This window comes from Fictibacillus solisalsi (genome assembly GCF_900103485.1).
Classification (GTDB): Bacteria; Bacillota; Bacilli; order Bacillales; family Fictibacillaceae; genus Fictibacillus_C; species Fictibacillus_C solisalsi.
Genome location: NZ_FNHW01000001.1, coordinates 1734055 through 1750635, shown reverse-complemented (window position 1 = coordinate 1750635; position 16581 = coordinate 1734055). Strand labels below are relative to the sequence as shown.

The 16581-nt window shown below is 45.9% G+C and carries 17 protein-coding genes and 1 other annotated feature; of the genes, 13 read left to right on the top strand and 4 right to left on the bottom strand.

Going from position 1 to position 16581, the window contains the following annotated elements; all coding sequences use genetic code 11:
- Nucleotides 1-149: 149 nt before the first annotated feature.
- From BLT53_RS08975 to BLT53_RS08960, 4 genes are all read left to right on the top strand, one after another.
- The gene (locus BLT53_RS08975; RefSeq protein ID WP_090234248.1) at nucleotides 150-581 is read left to right on the top strand and encodes a BrxA/BrxB family bacilliredoxin; all 432 of its coding nucleotides are present in this window, start codon (nucleotides 150-152) and stop codon (nucleotides 579-581) included.
- A gap of 215 nt (nucleotides 582-796) precedes the next feature.
- Nucleotides 797-2263 carry an ABC transporter substrate-binding protein/permease gene (locus tag BLT53_RS25615; RefSeq protein ID WP_090234246.1) on the top strand — a complete coding sequence of 489 codons (1467 nt, stop codon included), beginning with the start codon at nucleotides 797-799 and terminating at the stop codon, nucleotides 2261-2263.
- A complete protein-coding gene (locus BLT53_RS08965; protein WP_090234245.1) occupies nucleotides 2256-2978 on the top strand; it encodes an amino acid ABC transporter ATP-binding protein in 723 nt (240 codons plus the stop codon). The genes BLT53_RS25615 and BLT53_RS08965 overlap by 8 nt, the downstream gene beginning before the upstream one ends.
- Before the next feature lie 121 nt (nucleotides 2979-3099).
- Nucleotides 3100-4059, top strand: coding sequence for an aromatic acid exporter family protein (locus BLT53_RS08960; protein ID WP_090234243.1), 960 nt, complete (start codon nucleotides 3100-3102; stop codon nucleotides 4057-4059).
- Nucleotides 4060-4191: 132 nt separating this feature from the next.
- Here BLT53_RS08960 and prli42 read toward each other — a convergent pair whose 3' ends face one another.
- On the bottom strand, nucleotides 4192-4284 hold the full coding sequence (prli42, locus tag BLT53_RS24985; protein WP_170834287.1) for a stressosome-associated protein Prli42: 93 nt from the start codon (nucleotides 4282-4284) through the stop codon (nucleotides 4192-4194).
- A 219-nt stretch (nucleotides 4285-4503) separates the two neighbouring features.
- Here prli42 and BLT53_RS08955 point away from each other — a divergent pair, with 219 nt between their 5' ends.
- The 8 genes from BLT53_RS08955 (at nucleotide 4504) to rnz (ending at nucleotide 13251) form a co-directional block, all read left to right on the top strand.
- A complete protein-coding gene (locus BLT53_RS08955) occupies nucleotides 4504-6093 on the top strand; it encodes an acyl-CoA mutase large subunit family protein (RefSeq protein ID WP_425284700.1) in 1590 nt (529 codons plus the stop codon).
- A gap of 21 nt (nucleotides 6094-6114) precedes the next feature.
- Nucleotides 6115-6963 (top strand): methylmalonyl-CoA epimerase, encoded by an 849-nt coding sequence (mce, locus tag BLT53_RS08950; RefSeq protein ID WP_090234240.1) that lies wholly within the window; start codon nucleotides 6115-6117, stop codon nucleotides 6961-6963.
- On the top strand, nucleotides 6964-8517 hold the full coding sequence (locus BLT53_RS08945) for an acyl-CoA carboxylase subunit beta (RefSeq protein WP_090234238.1): 1554 nt from the start codon (nucleotides 6964-6966) through the stop codon (nucleotides 8515-8517).
- 15 nt (nucleotides 8518-8532) lie between these two features.
- Nucleotides 8533-9654 (top strand): tripeptidase T, encoded by a 1122-nt coding sequence (locus BLT53_RS08940; protein ID WP_090234236.1) that lies wholly within the window; start codon nucleotides 8533-8535, stop codon nucleotides 9652-9654.
- A gap of 156 nt (nucleotides 9655-9810) precedes the next feature.
- A complete protein-coding gene (locus BLT53_RS08935) occupies nucleotides 9811-10317 on the top strand; it encodes a winged helix DNA-binding protein (RefSeq protein WP_170834286.1) in 507 nt (168 codons plus the stop codon).
- A gap of 92 nt (nucleotides 10318-10409) precedes the next feature.
- On the top strand, nucleotides 10410-11600 hold the full coding sequence (locus BLT53_RS08930) for a DNA polymerase IV (RefSeq protein ID WP_090234232.1): 1191 nt from the start codon (nucleotides 10410-10412) through the stop codon (nucleotides 11598-11600).
- Nucleotides 11601-11646: 46 nt separating this feature from the next.
- Nucleotides 11647-12297 (top strand): phosphatase PAP2 family protein, encoded by a 651-nt coding sequence (locus BLT53_RS08925; RefSeq protein ID WP_170834285.1) that lies wholly within the window; start codon nucleotides 11647-11649, stop codon nucleotides 12295-12297.
- Between the two features lie 3 nt (nucleotides 12298-12300).
- Nucleotides 12301-13251, top strand: coding sequence for a ribonuclease Z (gene rnz / locus BLT53_RS08920; protein WP_090234228.1), 951 nt, complete (start codon nucleotides 12301-12303; stop codon nucleotides 13249-13251).
- Nucleotides 13252-13291: 40 nt separating this feature from the next.
- Here the strand turns inward: rnz and BLT53_RS08915 are convergent, their stop codons facing one another.
- The 3 genes from BLT53_RS08915 to proC all read right to left on the bottom strand — a co-directional run bounded on the left by BLT53_RS08915 (nucleotide 13292) and on the right by proC (nucleotide 15206).
- Nucleotides 13292-14050 (bottom strand): glycerophosphodiester phosphodiesterase, encoded by a 759-nt coding sequence (locus tag BLT53_RS08915; protein WP_090234227.1) that lies wholly within the window; start codon nucleotides 14048-14050, stop codon nucleotides 13292-13294.
- A 96-nt stretch (nucleotides 14051-14146) separates the two neighbouring features.
- Nucleotides 14147-14305, bottom strand: coding sequence for a hypothetical protein (locus tag BLT53_RS24980; RefSeq protein ID WP_156412564.1), 159 nt, complete (start codon nucleotides 14303-14305; stop codon nucleotides 14147-14149).
- 58 nt (nucleotides 14306-14363) lie between these two features.
- Nucleotides 14364-15206, bottom strand: a complete 843-nt coding sequence (proC, locus tag BLT53_RS08910) for a pyrroline-5-carboxylate reductase (protein WP_425284662.1) — start codon at nucleotides 15204-15206, stop codon at nucleotides 14364-14366.
- Between the two features lie 49 nt (nucleotides 15207-15255).
- Nucleotides 15256-15470: a binding site (T-box leader), on the bottom strand.
- A 150-nt stretch (nucleotides 15471-15620) separates the two neighbouring features.
- Between proC and BLT53_RS08905 the strand changes: the two genes are divergently transcribed.
- Entirely contained in the window at nucleotides 15621-16577 is a 957-nt protein-coding gene (locus BLT53_RS08905) for an MBL fold metallo-hydrolase (protein WP_170834284.1), read from the top strand.
- Nucleotides 16578-16581 lie beyond the last annotated feature (4 nt).

The window sequence follows — 16581 nt, the reverse complement described above, 5'->3', positions numbered from 1 at the left end:
TGGTTTATGAAAAGGGAAAAAGGGTATGTAATGACTATCAACACCTCCATACCCCATAACCCCCTAAAGAAAAGACGCTTCGGATAAGCGTCTTTTCTTTGTATTCCGGAAGAAAACGGGTAAAATAAAGACAGAAAGGGGAGTCTTCAATGAACTTAAACTTTAATTTTTTTATGAACGATGCTGTGGAAGCTGCCCGGCAGGAAATAGTGGAAGCTGGATATATCCAGTTAACTACACCTGACGATGTTGATAAGGCGTTTGCCACATCAGGAACTACTCTTGTGATGATCAACTCGGTATGCGGCTGCGCCGGCGGTATTGCGCGTCCTGCTGCTTCCTATTCCGTAAAGCAAGGTGTACGTCCGGATCAACTGGTTACCGTATTCGCTGGACAGGATAAAGAAGCAACAGAGCATGCAAGATCATATTTTACTGGTTATCCTCCTTCCTCTCCATCGTTCGCACTCATGAAAGACGGAGAGATTCAAATGATGGTGCAGCGACACGAGATTGAAGGCCACGAACCGATGGAAGTCGTCAACAAGCTGATTGGTGCATTTAACACCTATTGCAAATAGTATTAAAATGCCCCTGTCCTGAATTTCTGGACAGGGGCATTTTTTAAAAACGACAGGATGATACGCAAAAATTATACATAGAAATGTATAGAAATACATTCTGAATTATCAAAAAACTAGCTTTCCTCACTTTTTGTGTTAAAATGCATTATATTGAATAAATATGAATGCATAAATTTCAAATAGAGGTCAATCAGAGAGTTGGGGGATAACGAATGTTTAAAAAAACGCATGTGCTGCTGACATTGGTGTTGCTGGTCATTTTCAGTCTGGCGGGGAACGTGCTGCCAGGACAGCATCAGGCAGCAGCTAAGGAGAAACACAACAAAACGCTGGTCATGGGAACTTCTGCTGATTATGCGCCATATGAGTATATCGATACGGCGAAAGGCAACAAGATTATTGGTTTTGACGTCGATGTGGCCAGACACATTGCGGACAAGCTTGGCTATAATCTAGTGATTAAGGATATGGATTTTAACGGCCTTGTGCCTGCTTTGGATGCAAAGCGGGTGGATTTCGTCATGGCGGGAATGACGCCCAATGCCGAACGTAAAAAGAAAGTGGATTTTTCCAACACCTATTATAAAGCGAAACAACTAATTGTTACAAACGATCCGAAAATCAAAAAGATTGAGGACCTCAAAGGAAAAGCGATTGGAGTGCAGCTTGGTTCTATCCAGGAAAAAGAAGCAAAGAAAATCGCGGACAAAGTGGACAATGTAACCATTGAAAAAAGAAATAAAGTACCGGATCTGGTACAGGAAATCATGTCTAAACGATTTAATGCGGCCGTCATCGAAGACGGAGTCGCCATTGAATATTTGAACAAAAACCCGGATCTCAGTTCGTTTGTCATCCCCGGTTCTGCTTCTGCAGGTTCGGCGGTAGCCTTCCAAAAAGGCAGCGACCTGACTGAGAAGTTCAACAAAGAAATTGCCGCCATGAAGAAGAACGGGGAGCTCGATCAATACGCGAAGAAATGGTTTGAACCGAAAACAGAGAAAAAGGCAGAAAAGAAATCGATCGTCGATTTTTCAACTATCATGCCTTCTATTCCCTACATCTTAAAGGGAATTCTGACCACCCTTAAGTTCGTGGTCGTATCCATACTGTTGGGGTTTGTACTTGGAACCATCCTTGCGCTGTTTAAAATCAGCAAAGTGAATGTTCTCCGTTGGGGAGCTGATGCGTACACTTCGATTTTCCGGGGAACACCGCTCATTCTTCAGCTTTTGATTATTTATAATGCCACTCCTCAGCTTACCGGTTATAAAATCGAGCCATTCCTGGCGGGCGTATTAACGTTTGGGCTGAATTCTGCAGCTTATGTTTCAGAGATTATCCGTGCAGGAATCAACGGGGTGGATAAAGGACAGCGTGAGGCTTCCATGGCGCTCGGTGTTTCATATGGCTCCATGATGCGTCAGATCATTTTACCGCAGGCATTAAAAAATATTCTGCCGGCGCTGATGAATGAGTTTATTACGCTGACCAAAGAATCTGCCATCATTGCCGTAATTGGTACGACAGATATTATGAGACGTGCCCAAATCGTGGGTGCAGACACCTATCGTTACTTTGAGCCGCTGATTACAGCGGGGATCATTTACTATCTCATGGTAATGGCATTAACGGTTCTTGGACGCATGCTTGAAAGGAGAATGAGCCGCGGTGATTAAAATAGAAAACCTTCATAAAACATTTGGAAAAAACGAAGTCCTTAAAGGCATTTCGACTGAAATCGGACAGGGAGAAGTCGTAGCTGTAATCGGGCCATCGGGGTCTGGTAAATCTACTTTTCTCCGCTGCATCAATATGCTGGAGGAACCGACAGAAGGAAAGATATTGTTCAAAGACCAGGAGGTTACAACCCAGGCATCCAAAATCCAGCAAATTCGCAAGAAGATCGGTATGGTCTTTCAGCATTTTCACTTGTTTCCGCACATGACCGTTCTTGATAATCTGACCTACGCACCGGTAACGGTGAACAAGATGCCAAAGCGCGAAGCGGAAGCTGCGGCCCGCGAATTGCTGAAAAGAGTAGGACTTGAGGACAAAGAAGGAGAATATCCTGGCCGCCTTTCCGGCGGACAGAAACAGCGTGTGGCCATCGCCCGGGCGCTGGCCATGAACCCTGAAGTGATGCTGTTTGATGAACCTACTTCTGCACTGGATCCCGAAATGGTAAAAGAAGTGCTCGATGTCATGAAATCACTCGCTCAAAGCGGAATGACCATGGCTATCGTGACGCATGAAATGGGTTTTGCGAAGGAAGTGGCAGACCGGGTATTGTTTCTTGATGGCGGTATTCTCGTGGAAGATGCCGTACCGGCCAAATTTTTCGCTCAGCCAAAAAGCGAAAGAGCACAAGCATTTCTTGAAAAAGTACTGTAAGAGACCTTGAAGGGTCTCTTCTTTTTTTGAGTTCAGGCCTTAAAGAAACTTGCGCTTTTTCTAGTTGTCCTGCAAGATAATAAGTATTGTGTATCAGAGAATGTAAGAAAGGAAGACAGCTATGCCAGCCATTAAAGTCGGCTACAGAACAATAAAAACAGCAATTGGAACGGCACTGGCGATCGGAATCGCTCAATGGCTCGGCCTTGAGTTTTACAGCTCGGCAGGAATTTTGACGATTCTTTGCGTTAAGGTTACCCAAAAGCGTTCCCTGATCACCTCCTGGGAGCGGTTTGCCGCCTGTCTCATCGGCATTCTGTTCGCTGCTGTTTTTTTCACCGTACTTGGTTACCATCCATGGAGCATCGGACTTTTGATCCTGATGTTTATTCCCGTGCTTGTCGCGTTGAATTTAAAAGAAGGGATCATTACAAGCTCGGTTATCATCCTTCATTTGTATACCCTGGAATATATCAGCTGGAAGGCAGCCGGAAATGAAGTGGCACTGATAACCATCGGAATCGGTATGGCGCTTCTGGTTAACCTCTATATGCCAAGCATGGAGCTTACACTCAAAAAGATTCAAGGAGAGCTGGAGGACCAGTTTAAAGCCATCTTCCTTGAGTTTCGTGCTTATTTGTATGATCACGAGCATTTGTGGGACGGAAAAGAGATCACGAAATCAGCACAGCTGATTGATGAAGGGAAAGACCTGGCGTTTCGTGACGTGGAGAATCATACAGTGCGGTATGAAAATGAGTATTATCATTATTTCAAAATGAGGGAAAAGCAACTGGAGCTGATTGAACGGATGATCCCCATTTTGTCATCCATTGATGAGCGGTATATACAGGGTTATATTCTCGGAGACTTTTTTGGAGAACTGAGCGAAGCGGTCCATCCTGGAAATACGGCGGTCATATACCTGGACAGCATCCAAAAAATGAGAGAAACATTCCGTGAGATGGATCTGCCAAAAGACCGGGCGGAATTTGAAACCCGCTCCAAGCTCCATCATCTCCTAAACGAAATCGAACGCTACCTTCTGATCAAAAAAACCTTCAAGAAAAGCGACGTATAATAAAAAAAAATAAGCCGTGAAGGCTTATTTTTTTTATTAGGCTGTATTTTTTCCTTCATTGTCTGGGTGATTGAGTGTATGATGCGAGACAGATGATCCAAAAACACCAAAGTGCTTGAAATCAGCCTTCTATTAAAAAAATGCGCTGATTCCGGTCAGCAAGGTTGTCAGCAGCAAGGATGCCAGCATGATAAAAACGACGGTCTTGATTACTTTTTGGGACATACCAACCCTCCTTATCCACTGTTATTGTACAAGGAATTATGACATGTCACAAGGATTCCTGCGTTTTCTCTTTATTTTAAGAGAAAAAGAAGGAAAAAGCGTTTTCAAAAAGAAAGTAATCATAGGTAAGATAATGTCGAAAGATAGGTGACAGGAGGCAACCATATGATTAAACATCAGGAGCGAGTAAAAAAATGGAAGCTGGCCACAGAGAAAAGCATGCAGCGGTTTCCGGAGAGAAAGGAACGATTCGAGACCAGTTCCAAATTTGAAATCAGCCGACTATATGGTGCAGATCAGGTAAACTATGATATAGAAAAACTCGGACTTCCGGGCGAATACCCTTATACACGGGGAATACAGCCGACCATGTACCGGGCTCGCTACTGGACCATGAGGCAGTATGCCGGTTTTGGATCAGCTGAAGAGACGAACAAACGGTTTCGTTACCTATTGCAGCAGGGTCAAACCGGTCTTTCCGTCGCTTTTGATTTGCCAACACAGATTGGCTATGATTCCGACCATTCCATGTCCAAGGGAGAAGTGGGGAAGGTTGGGGTTGCCATTGATTCGCTCGAAGATATGGAAGCGCTTTTACGGGAGATTCCTCTTGACCAGGTGAGCACGTCAATGACGATCAATGCCCCGGCATCCGTACTGCTTGCCATGTATATCGTGGTGGCTGAAAAGCAGGGTATTTCGCCGGATAAGATATCTGGTACTATTCAAAATGATATTTTAAAAGAATATATTGCAAGAGGAACCTATATTTTTCCACCCAAGCCTTCCATGAGGCTGATTACTGATATTTTTGCGTATTGTAAAGAACAGGTGCCGAAATGGAATACGATCAGCATATCGGGCTATCATATTCGCGAAGCAGGAGCAAATGCGGTTCAGGAGCTTGCCTTTACCATTGCTAATGGCAAAGCTTACGTGGACGCCGCGATTGAAGCTGGTTTGAATATTGATGATTTTGCGCCAAGGCTGGCCTTTTTCTTTAATGCTCATAACCAGTTTTTTGAAGAGATTGCCAAATTCCGTGCTGCCAGGAGAATCTGGGCCAAATTGATGAAGGATACATATGGAGCCCAAAATCCGAAAAGCTGGCAGCTTCGCTTTCATACCCAGACGGGGGGATCCACCTTAACGGCGCAGCAGCCGGACAATAATATTGTCAGGGTTACCCTGCAGGCCCTGGCGGCGGTTATGGGAGGAACACAAAGTTTGCATACCAATTCAAGAGATGAGGCCCTTGCCCTTCCTACTGAGGATTCTGCGAGAATTGCGCTCAGAACCCAGCAGATTATCGCCCATGAAAGTGGAGTGGCAGATACGGTGGACCCGCTAGCCGGCTCTTACTATGTGGAACACTTAACCGATGTCATGGAAGAAGAGGCAGGAAAATATCTAGAGAAAATTGAATCGCTTGGCGGGGCAGTGGCTGCGGTTGAGCAAGGGTACATGCAGCGGGAGATTCATCATACAGCCTATGAAACTCAAAAGGCGATCGAAAAAGGGGAAGAAATCATTGTCGGGATGAACTCGTTCACTCTTGAGAATGAAGTGAGGCCGGAACTTTTACGTGTGGACCCGACCCTGGGTGAAAAGCAGAAGGAAAAGCTGAAGCAATTGCGGAATTCAAGGGACGAAGACCGAGCGAGCGCTCGGTTGGAAACGTTGCGCCAAGGAGCGAAGGGAACAGAAAACCTGATGCCGCTTATTGTGGACTGTGTACGTGATTATTGCACGATCGGAGAGATCTGCGGCATTCTTCGGGAAGAGTTCGGAGAGTATGCGGGAGTATAGACAGACAGGAGTGGATGGACAATGAATAAAAAAATACGTGTGTTGGTTGCGAAACCAGGTCTTGATGGGCATGACCGGGGAGCACTGGTTATATCTCAGGCTCTTCGCGATTATGGCATGGAGGTTATCTATACGGGGCTGCGTCAGACGCCGCAGCAAATCGTAGCAGCCGCCGTGCAGGAGGATGTGGATGCCATTGGCTTATCGTGTCTTTCAGGTGCCCATAATGAACTGTTTCCGGAAGTAATGGCCCTTTTAAAGGAACGCGGAGCGGATGATATCATCGTCGTTGGCGGAGGCGTGATTCCATGGGAGGATATCCCGTTTCTTGAATCAGCAGGCGTCCAAAAAATATTTACTCCGGGCACACCTACTATTGAAACGGCAAAGTTCATTGAAGCAGCGGTTCATGCCCGGGACGGCTACACTGTTTCAATAGGCATGGAGCCTCCCAAAAAGATCGATCATATTGGAATAGCAGTCGAATCCTTGGACGAAGTACTTCCGTTTTACGTGAACACGCTCGGTTTGAAACTTGAAGCTATTGAGGAAGTGCCTTCACAAAACGTAAAAGTGGCTTTTATCAAAATCGGTGAGAGTCGCCTCGAGCTGCTTGAACCGTTAAGTGAACAGAGCCCGATCCGGCAATTCATAACAAAGCGGGGGCAGGGGGTTCATCATGTCGCCCTTGGTGTGGAAGGAATTTCAGAGCGGATCGGGGAGCTTAAAAATGCAGGCATCAAAATGATTCAGGAAAAACCGGTGAAAGGAGCCGGCGATGCTTCCATTGCGTTTATTCATCCTTCTTCCTCACACAAGGTGCTGTTTGAGCTGTGTGACAAAACGGAAATTGAAGGAGGTGCTTCCTAAATGGATATGTACGATAAAATGGATGAATTATATGACAGAAAACGTGAAATCGAGCTCGGCGGTGGAGATGATAAAATCGACAAGCAGCATGAGCGGGGAAAATTAACGGCCAGAGAACGGATTGACCTGTTGCTTGATGAAGGCAGCTTCATTGAACTGAATCCCTTTATTGAACACCGATGTACCGATTTTGGCCTGGAAAATATGAAGGCTCCCGGGGAAGGTGTTGTCACAGGATATGGAAAAATTCATGGCCGTCCGGTTTATCTGTTTGCTCAGGATTTTACCGTTTTTGGCGGTGCGCTTGGCGAGATGCATGCCCATAAGATCGCAAATGTCATGGACCTTGCAGCCAAGAATGGTACACCTTTCATCGGATTGAATGACTCAGGCGGAGCACGCATCCAGGAAGGGGTTGTTTCACTCGATGGCTATGGGCAAATTTTCTACAGAAATTCCATCTATTCGGGAGTAATACCGCAAATCTCGGTAATTCTGGGACCATGCGCGGGCGGAGCAGTATATTCACCGGCAATTACCGACTTTGTGTTCATGGTGGAAAAAACGAGCCAGATGTTCATTACAGGACCAAAAGTAATAGAGACCGTGACGGGTGAAAAGATTTCTTCTGAAGATCTCGGAGGGGCAAAAGTTCACAGTACGAAAAGCGGAAATGCTCATTTTATGGGTGAAACGGAAGCCGAGGTTCTCGAACAGGTGAGAGCTTTAGTGGAACTGCTGCCTCAGAACAATAAAGAAAAACCGGAAATCAAGGAAGGGAATCTGCAAGCAAGCGATGATGACCGGCCTGATATTGCTGACGTGGTACCTGTGGATTCCACAAAACCATACGATGTACGAAAAGTCATCGAGCAGGTGGTTGACCCCGATACGTTTTTGGAAGTGCACGCTCATTTTGCGAGAAATATAGTCGTTGGTTTTGCAAGGATCAAGGGAGAAGTGGTAGGATTAGTATGTAATCAGCCAAAAGTGATGGCTGGCGGCCTTGATATTGATTCTTCGGATAAGGCATCGCGCTTTATTCGGTTTTGTGACGCTTTCAATATTCCGATTATCACCTTTGAGGACGTCACCGGTTTTTTTCCAGGAATTAAACAGGAACATGGCGGAATCATAAGACACGGAGCCAAAATTCTTTATGCATATTCCGAAGCCACTGTTCCGAAAATCACCGTAATCACCCGTAAGGCATACGGTGGGGCCTATGTGGCGTTAAACAGCAAATCGATTGGAGCAGATCTGGTTTTTGCCTGGCCAAACGCGGAGATTGCCGTGATGGGGCCACAGGGAGCTGCCAATATAATTTTTGCAAGAGAAATTGAACAGAGCGAGGATCCGGAAGCGACCAGACAGGCCAAGATCGATGAATACCGCACGAAGTTTGCTAATCCGTATGTTGCGGCGGCAAGGGGCATGGTTGATGATGTGATCGATCCGCGTGATACAAGAATGAAGTGCATCCAGGCTCTTGAAATGCTGCGCACAAAACAGGAAGAACGGCCTTGGAAAAAACATGGCAATATCCCGTTATAATGGAGGAAAGACATAATGGTAAATGAACAACGATTGCTGGATGAATTTTTGGAATTGGTTCAGATCGATTCCGAAACAAAATTTGAAAAAGAGATTTCCAAAGTATTAACAAAAAAATTCACTGATTTGGGTGTGGAAGTTTTTGAAGATGACGCCGAATCAACAACAGAACACGGAGCAGGCAATTTAATTTGTACACTGAAGGGGAATAAAGAGGGAATCGATCCGATTTATTTCACATCCCATATGGACACAGTGGTGCCCGGTGTTGGCGTCAAGCCTTCTGTTAAGGACGGATATGTTGTTACGGACGGAACCACCATTCTCGGAGCGGATGACAAGGCCGGCCTTTCGGCAATGCTTGAGGCCGTGAAAATTTTAAAAGAAAAAAATATTAAGCACGGTGATATACAATTCATCATTACCGTGGGTGAGGAATCCGGCCTCGTGGGAGCAAAAGAACTTGATCCTTCCAAGCTTACCGCCAAATTCGGTTATGCGCTTGACAGTGACGGCAAGGTGGGTGACATCATTGTTGCTGCTCCTACCCAGGCCAAATTGATGGTTGATATTTATGGAAAAACCGCACATGCCGGTGTTGCACCGGAAAAAGGTGTGTCGGCAATTACCATTGCAGCCAAGGCCGTTTCTAAAATGCCGCTTGGACGCATTGATGAAGAAACAACAGCTAATATTGGAAGGTTTGAAGGCGGATCGCAAACCAATATTGTATGCGACCATGTTTCCATCCTGGCAGAAGCGCGTTCTCTCATCGCAGAAAAAATGGAACAGCAGGTTGCAAAGATGAAAGAAGCATTTGAATCCACGGCAGAAAGCCTAGGCGGCCGTGCAGATGTTGCTGTAAAGGTGATGTATCCAGGGTTTAAATTCGGAGATGGCGACCATGTCGTGGAAGTGGCGAAAAAAGCCGCCGCACGGGTTAACCGCCCTCACCGCCTGCTTCAAAGTGGCGGTGGAAGCGATGCGAACGTGATCGCAGGACATGGCATTCCAACCGTGAATCTGGCGGTAGGCTATGAAGACATTCACACAAAAAATGAAAAAATGCCGATTGAAGAACTGGTAAAAACAGCTGAAATCGTGGTTGCAGTTATCCAAGAGGTTGCAGGAGAATAATAAAAAGGGCCAGCCATAAAATTGTGTTGGCCCTCTTTTATTCTCAATTACGGGCTGTACGTTTGAATTGACAGGAACCTCAGCAGTTAGTATATTTGGTGGTAGTTTAATTGTGGAAAATTATGCTTAAATTGGATGAAAAGCCGGAGGGATAGGATGAGTGAAGTTGCGGACATGCATATGATGATGAATTATGTGCGGGGAGTCTATAAAGTTTTAGAGGAAGACTGGCAAAAATGTGCTAAGGCGCTTGGTCTGACACAAGCGGAGCAGCATATTTTGTGGATTGTATCCTTTGAACAGGAAGCCACCATATCACGTATTGCCCAACTCGGATTATGGGATGTTTCAACCGTCATGCAGGTAATCAAACGATTGAAAGAAAAAGGGCTGGTGCAGATGCTGAAGAAGGATCATGACCGGCGAATTTCGTATGTGAGTCTTACTGAAGAAGGAGCAAAGAAACAGGAGATGTCCACCGAAGGAAAAAATTCAATATATGAATATCTTCGGACATGGGGCAAGCAGGAAGATCGAGCGGAGTTTCTGCTTCAACTTGGACGGTTACATAAAGAAATGAATCAGCACTTTCATGGCTCGGAGTACGTGGAATGGGTTGAAGCCACCGGGAAGCAGCTGAGAAACGAGGTGAAGACAAGGTAAGCCTTGTCTTTTTTTGATGGGCTTTTGCCTTTTATTCTCGTTTCTCTTTTCATATAATAATGAAGGAATCCATGAAAAGGAGAGGGAAGAACATGGATCGTTCAACTCATAAGCGCAGATTTATTCTGCATGTGGACATGAATAGCTTTTATGCTTCTGTGGAAAGCATGATGGATCCCACATTAAAAGGCAAGCCGCTTGCGATTGCAGGAAACCCCGAAGAACGCAGGGGCATCATCGTCACATGCAGTTATGAAGCGAGGAAGTTTGGTGTTAAAACCACCATGACCCTCTGGCAGGCAAAAAGACTGTGTCCTTCCCTGATTGTACGCAGGCCCGATTTTCAAAAATACAGAATGATGTCGAACCGGATGTTTCAGCTCCTGAGAGAGTATACCGATCTTGTTGAACCTGTATCCATTGATGAAGGCTATCTGGACGTGACAGCATCATCCATGAACCCGGTTGAACTCGCAGGTGAAATACAAAACAGGATCTATCATGAGCTTGGATTGCCCTGCAGCATAGGAATCGCACCCAATAAGTTTCTTGCCAAAATGGCATCTGACATGAAAAAACCTATGGGTATTACGGTTTTGAGAAAAAGAGAAATGAGTACCATCCTTTGGCCGCTCGGCGTAGGAGAGATGCATGGTATTGGCAAAGCAACGGAAGAAAAGTTGAAAACATTCAGCATTCACACCATTGGTGACCTTGCAAAAGAAGATGCATACAGTCTGAAGCACCGGTTTGGAATCAATGGGATAAAGATGTGGGAACGTGCCAACGGCATCGATGACCGGCCCGTTAATCCCGAGCGTGCTTCTGAATTTCAGTCCGTTGGAAATTCGACCACGTTGGCAGAAGATCTGGATCATGAACCAGAAATTAAACGGGTCTTTGAAAGCCTAGCCGAATCGGTTGAACGGAGGATGAAGCAAAAGAAAGTAGTGGGGCAAAATCTGCAGATTGTTATACGTTATGCAGACAGAAAGACGGTGACGCGGAGCAAATCCCTTGAAAACCCATTTCATGACAAGGACATCATCCTTGAAATGGCGTTGAATTTATTTAAAAAGCATTGGAATGGAGAGCCTGTCCGGCTTCTTGGCATTACGGCGGCAGATGTTATCCCCCGTGAAAATGCCTATAAACAAATGGATCTTTTTACGTTCGAAAAGGAAAAAAAGCAGGCAGATGTGAACCGGCTGATCAGTGACCTTCAAAAAAAGTTTGGACAGCAATTCATCATCAGAGGCAAATGGAAAGCAGGTCCGTCATAAACTTTATAGAAAGAAGCTTTTTTTATCCCGGGTGGTGATGAATGTTTTGAAAAAAGTCGTCAAGCTGTGGCTCTTGGTTGGAATGATAGGATTAGCGGCTATCTTTGTACTGCTTGCCCTGGGGTACAGCAGTAGGGAAGTGGAAAAAATGGACCACCTGATCATTTCTGCTTTGACCGCTTATCAGCCCGGGGAGTTGACCCGGCTGTTTATCTGGATTACCAATAGCGCCGCGAAAACGAATGAATGGCTTTCGTTGCTGGCCTTTTCTGTTTTATTTATTATCTGGCGCCGGCAGTGGCTGGAACCTGTCGTTTTAACGATTTGTCTATTTACAACCCGCCATGGCAATTTTTTTCTGAAAGATGTGTACGAAAGAGAACGCCCATCCTTTCATCAGCTTGTGGAGATCGGCGGGTACAGCTTTCCAAGTGGACACGCCATGATTTCAGCCGGATTTTTCGGATTACTTTTTTATTTTTTGGCCATCAATGTGAAGCGGACGTGGGCAAGGCGCCTGATCGCTGCCTTGGGTTCTTTGTATATTTTGCTTGTGGGGTTGAGCCGGATCTATCTTGGCGTACATTATCCAAGTGATGTGGTGGCAGGTTTTTTGGCCGGCGGAAGTTTGCTTTTACTTTTTATCGTTCTCTACCAGCTGGCGGTTTTTATTTTATGGCATGAAAGGAAGAACTGAGATATGGAACTTCATTTTTTGGGCACAGGAGCCGGAATGCCATCGAAAGAGAGAAATGTTTCATCCCTTGCGCTGAAATTTCTTCAACGGGGCGGAGAGGTTTGGCTTTTTGACTGCGGGGAAGCTACGCAGCATCAAATTTTGCATACTTCGGCCATTAAGCCGCGTAAAATCACTAAGATTTTCATTACTCATCTTCATGGGGATCACATTTTTGGGCTTCCCGGACTGCTTGGCAGCCGGTCTTTTCAAAGCGGTGAAGATAGCCTGCTTACGGTATATGGTCCTCCGGGCATCAAAGATTATCTGGAAATCTGCCTGAAGGTAAGCTCAACCTACCTCACCTATCCTTTTGAAGTGGTTGAAATCTCTGAAGGACTGGTTTTTGAGGGAAATGGCCGTCGCGTATACAGCGGTCTGCTTGACCACGTGATTCCCTGTTTTGGATACCGGGTGGAAGAATCCCCGCAGCCCGGCAAACTGAAAGCGGAGCTGCTGCAAAAAAGAGGAGTTTCTCCCGGCCCTTTGTATCAGGAGTTGAAAAAAGGCAAGGATTTGTCGCTGCCAGACGGGACGGTTCTTAAAAGCAAGGATTTTCTTTCGGCTCCTGTTCCAGGACGAATCATTACCATCCTGGGTGATACAAAAACTTGCGACAACGCCGTAAAGCTCGGAAAAGACGCTACGGTGCTTGTGCATGAAGCGACGTTTCTTCATGAATTGGCTGAACAGGCTGCCGAATTTGGCCATTCTTCTGCAAAAATCGCTGCCTTGACCGCCAGGAAGGCAAATGCTTCCGCGTTGATCATCAATCATATCAGTTCCAGGTATCATAAAGAACAGAAACATCTGCTGCTGGAGGAAGCGCGGGAGGTATTTTTCAATACATCAATGGCAAACGACTTTTCCGTATTTCCGGTGGAAAAGCCCGTAGCAGCCGATTTGGAAAAATGAGCGAAGAGAAGTGACCCGCATTTGGATCACTTCTTTGCGGTCATTTTTTTTTCATAAAGCTATTTTTGACGGGTGCTTCTCCATTTCGGACGGCACGAGCCAAATCGGGCTGGTCGGTAATCACCGCATCCACTTCGAATTGAAAGAAATAATAGAGCCATTTTTCCTGGTTGACCGTGAATGGCCTGACCGAGACGTTATGATGGCGGAGCTCTTCGAGGATAGGGGGATGAAGGCTTTTATAGGGAGGGTGCACGCTCCATGCACCAAGCCGTTTTGCGTAATTCCAAGGCTCATAAAGGTTCGATGTATAAAGAGGAGCAATATCGATGGAAGGGTCCATGCTTCTTAATACAACCAAGCTGTAATGATTGAAAGACGAATAAATGGTTCTTTCCTTCATTCCATAGGCATTCACAAGGCTGTACACCTTCTGCTCCAAATCCTCGTAATACACTTTATTGTTCTTCAATTCGATATTAAGCAAAAGAGGAGTCGTGCGGATCCACTGAAGAAACTCCTCAAGTGTCGGAATTCGTTCGTTTTGAAATTCTGGAGAAAACCAACTGCCCGCATCCAGCTGTTTAATTTCTGCAAGGCTGAAATTTTTTACATACCCTTTTCCACTGGTTGTCCGTTTTACCGTTTCGTCATGGATAACGACAGGGATGCCGTCTTTTGTCAAATGAACATCAATTTCCAGGCCTTCTGCCCCTAATTGCAACGCCTTTATGTAGGCTGCCATGGTGTTCTCCGGGCATACTTTGCTTGCGCCCCGGTGCCCATAGATTTTTGTCATATCTGGAAAACTCCTTTCTGTCCTATACCATTACCAGAAGTCCCCGGGAATAAACCGCCTGCCGCACAAGAAAAAAAGCCTCCTGGGGAGGCTTGGTTATGTTGCATTCGCCGAAGAGCGGTGTTCGATGCTCATATCATTTTTTACAATCCATTTTATAAAATCTTTTTCCTTTTTTGTCAATGGCCGGGTGAGGAACTGCTGAAATTCTTTAAACAACAGATTGTACCGCTTGACTTCTTCTTGATCAAGCATATTATCCCTCCCGTTGCTGACGTTTGGTCTTTTATTATAAAACGAAATAACAGAATTGTCAAACTATTTCTCGGGTTGAGGGCTGGCTGTACATTTTGCCAAGTTCTTCTGATCGTTCGGCCGCCCGTTTGACGCATTGCTCAATCGCTTTTTTCACCTGGAAATGGTCGAGCATCTGAATGCCGGCTTCCGTTGTGCCTCCCGGACTGGTCACTTTTTGGCGAAGCTGTTGGGGATGATCTCCGCTCATTTTCACCATGTGTGCTGCCCCGAGCAGCGTCTGGGCGATCAGATCTCGTGCTTCCTCTTCACTGATATCCATGGAAGAAGCAGCCTGCTGCATGGCTTCTACAAGATAGTAAACATAAGCGGGGCCGCTTCCGGATAAACCGGTTACTGCATGCAGGCTTTCTTCCCGAAGGCAGGTTGTGGTGCCGATACAGCTGAACAATTCTTCGGCGAGCTGCATGTGTTTGACTTCGGCAAATTTTCCTCCGGCGATGCCGGTTGCCGAATACCCAATGGCCGCAGAGGTGTTTGGCATGGCCCGGATCACAGGGACGGTAGCGTCTAGCAGTGACGAAATCAGGTCAGTTGAAATACCTGCGAGAACCGAGATGATGATATGGTCCGCATGAACCGTTTTATTTAATGACCGCAGGGCTTGTTCGGCATCTTTCGGCTTCATGGCCAGAATGAGTATATCAGCCTGGTGTGCAGCGTCACCGGCAGATGCCGAAACGGTAATTTTATAGTTTTCCTGAAGTTCCTGCAGCCTTTTGGTATTGATTCGGTTTGTCACAATAATGTTCTTTGGGTCAGCCAGTTTTTTGGCAATCATTCCCGAAATCATGGCTTCAGCCATCGCGCCTGCTCCGATAAAGGCAATTTTTTTATTCAAGGCTATCCCTCCAATTTAGGTTAAACTAAAAACGCACTCCTTCATCCTAGAAAAGGACGGAGGAGTGCGATCCGCGGTACCACCTTAATTGGCTTGATAATAAAGCCCAGCTTGTTGCCTGTATCGAAGGCATACGATCAGGTTCAATCCCTGATAGCTCGGGGGATAGGTTCCCTCATCACGTGCTTGCAGAATCTTTCAGCCGGTGGATTCCGCTCTCTTTTAGCCGCTCTATGAAGTACTGGTCCCTTTCAGCGCCGTTTCAACGTTTAGTTATTAAAAGATATTATGCAATGGGCACCTCTCGTATGTCAAGGGTATTCCATCTTTTTTTTTGGAATTTTCATTTATTTAAAGAGTGGAAGTTTTGCTATACTGATTATACTATGCAACGTAAGGAGGTCAGGTGCACCTTTGAAAGAAAAAATTATGGCCATCGAGCTTCCCACTCCTTTTCCGGTAGGGAATGTTAATGTGTATCTTATACCGGGAAAGAAGCTGACTCTCGTCGATTGCGGCCCAAAAACACCAGAGGCCTGGTCGGTTTTCCAGGAAAAGCTTCGCGATTCAGGGATTTCCGCAAACGATATTGAGCAGATTATTTTTACTCATTATCATCCCGATCATGTTGGATTATATGCATACTTTGCTTCCCCGCCGCCCGTTCTGGCAAGCAAGGAAGAGATTCCGTATCTCAGCCAGGACCCGCGATATTTTTTACATAGAAACCAATTTTATGAGTCATTTTATAGTAAATCAGGGATGCCTGCGGAGGCTTCCCAGCTTGAAGAATACAAGCTGAAACGATATCTCGACTATTCTGCTGTGGTTCATCCGGACAAAACGATAAAAGAGGGGAAGGAGATTCCCGGCCTGACGGGATGGATGATGATCAAAACTCCCGGGCATTCACCGGACCATCTCTCACTGTTTCACGAAGAAAGCGGAATTATGGTGGGAGGGGACTTTCTCCTCCAGCGTGTTTCATCCAATGCGCTCATAGAACCTCCTGAGCCGGGAGAAACCGTCCGCCCCAGACCCCTTTTGCAGTACCGGGAATCGCTGCGAAAAGCTGCTGCTCTCCCGATCAAGCGGATTCTGCCGGGACATGGCAATGATATTACCAATTGCCGGGAGTTGATCGGGGAAAGGCTGGAGGAACAGAACAGCAGAGCAGAAGTGCTTCGATCTTTCCTTGTGAAAAAAATGACTGCCTATGAACTCAGCCGGCAGCTGTTCCCGCGGGTGTATAAAAAAGAGCCGGGGCTCACATTATCAGAAACGGTAGGGCATCTGGACCTGCTTGAGGCAGAGGGTAAAGTGCGGATTGAGCAAATTCAGGATGTTCTATATTACAGGAAAGCTGAATAGGAGT